Below are 4,174 nucleotides of genomic sequence, written 5' to 3' on the forward strand. Positions count from 1 at the left end.
GCGCCTCGCCGTCCAGCCAGCGCGGAAAGAAGGTCGAGACCGCCAGGTCGCCGACCGCGAAGCCCGTCACGCCCTCGCCGACCGCCAGCACCTCGCCCGCGCCGTCGGACATCGGAATGCGGCCGTCGGCCGTCGGAATGCCGCCGATCACCACCAGATAGTCGTGATAGTTCAACGAGCTGGCGCGGATGCGGACCAGGATCTCGCCCGGCCCGGGAGGCCCCGGCTCGGGCAGGTCGACATGGCGCAGGGCGTCGAGACCGGCGGGCGCCGCGATCTGGATGGCTTTCATGGTCTTGGCCTTGCTCTGAAGACGTTCCTGGCGAGGAGCGTGAGCGCGGTCGATCAACCGTTCAAGCAGGCCGCGACGTCAACCTGCGGAGCCGGAACCTGCCTTGCGACGTGTCCTTGTCTCAGGTCTCCGACCGATCCGACACAAACCGCGCGACCGAGTCGCGGAAGGCCTGCACCTCCTTGTTCAACTGGATCAGCCGCTCGATGCTCATGTCGGCCGAGGCGAACAGCGTCTGGCCCAGGCACGCGCTGCGGGCCTGCATGTCGCGTCCGTGGTCGGTCAGGCTGACGACGACCTGGCGCTCGTCGGCCGGATTGCGCTCGCGCGACAGCAGGCCGGCGGCCTCCATGCGCTTGACCAGCGGCGTGACATTGCTGGAGTCCAGGCCCAGCCGTTCGGCGATCGCGCCGACGCTCTGGCCGTCGTCCTCCCACAGCGCGCTCAGCACCAGATACTGCGGATAGGTGATCTCCAGGTCGTCGAGCAGCGGCTTGTAGGCGCGATTGATCGCCAGGCTCGCCCCGTACAGGGAAAAGCACAGCTGGTCGTCGAGCGTGATCTTGCGGCGGGCGTCTGACACGGAAGGCTCCTGCGAACGGGTTCGCCTTAGCGCGAAAATATATGTCGTGACAAATAATGACTCGACAGGCGTTGGATCGATCGGCTAGATCATATCATATGTCGCGACATTTAATGTCGTGACATATCAAGAATGCCCGCGATCCTCGCGGCAACGCCCCCGACGGAGCCTCCATGGCCAAGGACATCACCCCCTCGCGCGCCGGCGCCGCCGCGCTGGTCCGCTACTACCTTCTCCGCGCCGGCGTGGCCGCCGCCTGGGTCGTGGCCGCCTTCACGATCGCGCCCTCCAACCCGATCCTCGCGGGCGCCCTGCTGGTCCTCTATCCCGCCTGGGACGCCTTCGCCAACGCCCGGGACGCCAAGGTCAACGGCGGTTTCCGCGCCAATGCTCCGCAGGCGATCAACACCGCCGTCAGCGCGGCGACCGCGCTGGCGGTGCTGGTCGCCCTCCAGATCGACCTGCACCTGGTGCTGGCGCTGTTCGGCGCCTGGGCGATCCTGGCGGGCGTGCTGCAGCTGGTCGTCGGCATACGCCGGTGGCGGTCCTACGGCGCCCAGTGGGCGATGGTGCTGAGCGGCGCCCAGTCGGCCCTGGCGGGCGGCTTCTTCATCAAGAGCGCGGCCGGTCCCATCGCCTCCGTCATCACCGTCGTCGCGCCCTATGCGGCGTTCGGGGCCTTCTACTTCCTGGTCTCGGCGATCCTGCTGGCGCTGAAGAGCCGTCGGCGCGCCGAAACCGCCTGACCTCCGCGTCCGGATCGCGGTCGGCCCTCGCATTCGGGGCCGGGCCGTCTTAACTAGGCAGTCGCGGCGCGGGGGTCTCCCGCGCCGCCCAAGCTGATCCGGAGTCCCCATGTCGCTGAGAGTCGCCGTCCAGATGGATCCCGTCCTGGGGATCAACATCGAAACCGACACCACCTTCCTGATGATGTGGGAGGCCCAGACCCGCGGCCACAAGCTGTGGTTCTACACGCCCGACAAGCTGTCGATGGAGGACGGCCGGGTGTTCGCCCGCGCCCAGCCGCTGAAGCTGACCAAGACCCAGGGCGCTCACGCCGAGCTGGGCGAGTCGGTGATCCTCGACATGAAGGACGACGTCGACGTGGTGCTGATGCGCCAGGATCCGCCGTTCGACATGGCCTACATCACCGCCACGCATTTTCTTGAAAAGGTTCATCCACACACGCTCGTGGTCAATAACCCCGCGGAAGTGCGCAACGCGCCCGAAAAGCTGTTCGTCACCGACTTCCCGGGCGTCCAGCCGCCGACCCTGATCACCAGCGACCACGAGGCGATCTACGACTTCCGCGCCCGGCACGGCGACATCGTGCTCAAGCCGCTGTACGGCGGCGGCGGCTCGGGCGTGGCGCGGCTGCTGGCCGACGACCCCAACCTGGACGCTCTGCTGGAACTGCACGCCATGATCGGCCGCGAGCAGGTGATCGCCCAGAAGTTCGTCCCGGCCGTGAGCAAGGGCGACAAGCGCGTCCTGCTGGTGCACGGCGAGCCGGTGGGCGCGATCAACCGCGTGCCGGCCGCCGGCCAGGTGCGCTCGAACCTCCGCGTCGGCGGACGGGCCGAGGCGGTCGAGCTGACGAAGCGCGACCTGGAGCTCTGCGCGATCATCGGCCCGGAACTGAGGAAGCGCGGCCTGCTTTTCGTCGGTATCGACGTGATCGGAGAGTACCTGACCGAGATCAACGTCACCTCGCCGACCGGGGCTCAGCAGCTCAAGCGGTTCGGCGGCGCCGACGCGTCCGCGATCCTCTGGGATCGGATCGAAGAGCTCAGCTCCACCTGAGGATTAGGACCTGCGCCTAGGCAACTGAATCGTCACATTTTCCCGAAACGTTCGTTTTTCGTTCTTGCTCCGCTCCAACGGCCATGCTTGGCTTGTGGATAAAGCTGGGGGCAAGGGGGCCTAAAACCCAATGGCCGCAAAGGTCGTGACGGTGGCGTTCGAGGGCGTGGAGGCGCGACGCGTCGACGTCGAGGTCCAGTTGACGGGCGGCCAGCAGGTCATGGTCATCGTCGGCCTGGGCGACAAGGCCGTGGCCGAGAGCAAGGAGCGGGTGCGCGGAGCGTTCGCCGGCATGGGGCTGGCCCTGCCGCCCCGGCGCATCGTCGCCAACCTCGCTCCGGCCGACATGCCCAAGGAAGGCTCGCACTACGACCTGCCCATCGCCCTGGCGGTGATGGCCGCGATGGGGGTGATCCCGATCGACGCGCTCGACGGCTGGGCGGCGATGGGTGAATTGTCCTTGGACGGACGGATCGCGGCCTGCGCCGGGGCGCTGCCCGCCGCCATGGCCGCCGGCGCGATGGAGCTGGGCCTGATCTGCCCCGAGGCTTGCGGGCCCGAGGCGGCTTGGGCGGGCGGCACACGGATCCTGGCCCCGCGCTCGCTGGTGGCGCTGATCAACCACTTCCGGGGCGGCCAGATCCTGTCCGCGCCCTCGCCGGGACCGGTGGTCGAGGGCGAGGCGGCCAAGGACCTGAGCGACGTCAAGGGTCAGGAGCACGCCAAGCGGGCCCTGGAGATCGCCGCGGCCGGCTCGCACAACCTGCTGTTCTGCGGTCCGCCGGGTTCGGGCAAGTCGATGCTGGCCCAGCGCCTGCCGGGGCTGTTGCCGCCCTTGAGCTCGCACGAACTGCTGGAGACCTCGATGGTCCATTCGGTGGCGGGGCTGATCGCCAAGGGAACCCTGACCCGAGCCCGGCCCTATCGCGCCCCGCACCACAGCGCCAGCATGGCGGCCCTGACCGGCGGTGGGTTGAAGGCCAAGCCCGGTGAGGTGTCGCTGGCCCATAACGGCGTGCTGTTCCTCGACGAGCTGCCCGAGTTCGGGGTCCAGGCCCTGGACAGCCTGCGTGGACCGCTGGAGACCGGCGAGGTGATGGTGGCCCGCGCCAACGCCCACGTCCGCTATCCGGCCCGGGTGCAGCTGGTGGCGGCGATGAACCCCTGCCGCTGCGGCCATGGCGGCGCCGGGCGCGGGGCGTGCGGCAAGGCCCCGCGTTGCATCCGCGACTATCAGGGTCGGGTCAGCGGGCCCCTGATGGACCGCATCGACCTGGCCGTCGACATGCCCGCCGTCACCGCCGCCGACCTGGCCTTGCCGCCGCCGTCGGAAGGCACGGCCGAGGTCGCCGCCCGGGTGGCTCGGGCTCGACGGCTGCAAGTCGAGCGCGCCGAGACGGTCGAGGGCGCTCCGTCGGGAGCCGAGGCCTTGAACGGCCGCGCCGAGGGCCGCTTCCTGGAGAAGATCGCCGATCTCGACGAAGCCGGGCGCGGCC

General features: G+C 69.2%; 5 protein-coding genes. 3 read left to right on the top strand and 2 right to left on the bottom strand.

Annotated elements, in window-relative coordinates; all coding sequences use genetic code 11:
• Window positions 1-292, bottom strand: a 292-nt coding sequence (locus WAL33_RS10015; protein WP_422180944.1) for an alcohol dehydrogenase catalytic domain-containing protein, incomplete at its 3' end; no start/stop codon positions are given.
• 121 nt (window positions 293-413) lie between these two features.
• A complete protein-coding gene (locus tag WAL33_RS10020) occupies window positions 414-875 on the bottom strand; it encodes a MarR family winged helix-turn-helix transcriptional regulator (protein ID WP_422180946.1) in 462 nt (153 codons plus the stop codon).
• Between the two features lie 173 nt (window positions 876-1,048).
• On the opposite strand from WAL33_RS10020, the gene WAL33_RS10025 reads away from it, so the two are divergent.
• The 3 genes from WAL33_RS10025 to WAL33_RS10035 all read left to right on the top strand — a co-directional run.
• Window positions 1,049-1,621 (top strand): DUF308 domain-containing protein, encoded by a 573-nt coding sequence (locus WAL33_RS10025; protein WP_422180948.1) that lies wholly within the window; start codon window positions 1,049-1,051, stop codon window positions 1,619-1,621.
• A 109-nt stretch (window positions 1,622-1,730) separates the two neighbouring features.
• Complete coding sequence (gshB, locus tag WAL33_RS10030; protein WP_422180950.1) at window positions 1,731-2,678, top strand: glutathione synthase; 948 nt, start codon at window positions 1,731-1,733, stop codon at window positions 2,676-2,678.
• Window positions 2,679-2,808: 130 nt separating this feature from the next.
• Window positions 2,809-4,174: YifB family Mg chelatase-like AAA ATPase (locus WAL33_RS10035; RefSeq protein ID WP_422180952.1), on the top strand; the 1,366-nt coding region annotated here is incomplete at its 3' end.

This window comes from Caulobacter sp. (assembly GCF_049283275.1).
Taxonomy (GTDB): Bacteria; Pseudomonadota; Alphaproteobacteria; order Caulobacterales; family Caulobacteraceae; genus Caulobacter.